The organism is Paraburkholderia caffeinitolerans (assembly GCF_902859945.1).
Taxonomy (GTDB): domain Bacteria; phylum Pseudomonadota; class Gammaproteobacteria; order Burkholderiales; family Burkholderiaceae; genus Paraburkholderia; species Paraburkholderia caffeinitolerans.
Map to the genome: position 1 here is coordinate 1 of NZ_CADIKL010000138.1, position 502 is coordinate 502.

Sequence of the window (502 nt, forward strand, 5' to 3'; positions counted from 1 at the left end):
CGCTCCAGCCGCGCCCGCGCGAGGGCGGCGCATCGAGCGCCGCCGGAACGTCGAGCGCGGGATCGAAGGTTCCGTCGACGATCTTCATGATGCAAGCGACGCGGTGGCGTCAAGCATGATGCGGCAGAAGTAGTCGGCGAAGCTGCGGCGCACGACGATCTCGAAGCGGTCGCCGCCCACGGGAATCAGCACGATCGAGGCCTTGAAAAAGACGCTCTGCGCGCATTGCCCTTCTTTGAGCAGGTTCGGATGCAGATCGAGCGGGCAGCCGCGCGAGAGCAGTTCGCGCGTGCGCGCGCCGTCGATCTCCACCACCGTGTAGCCGCTGCCCACGTCCACTGCGGCCGCGTAGGCTTCGCCGAATGCGGGCGCGAGCTTCGCTTCGAGCACGCCGGCCTGCACGGCTGCGTCCGAGCGCACGAGCCATTCGTCGGGGCCGAGCCACAGCACGTCGTAGCCGTTGCCCTTCGCCACCGTGTTGGGCGTCGCGGGCGGCTGGCAG

The 502-nt window shown here is 69.1% G+C and carries 1 protein-coding gene; it reads right to left on the reverse strand.

From position 1 onward, the window contains the following. Positions 1–84: 84 nt before the first annotated feature. Positions 85–502 (reverse strand): sarcosine oxidase subunit gamma (locus HV773_RS36635; RefSeq protein ID WP_175196337.1); only part of this gene is annotated, 418 nt, incomplete at its 5' end.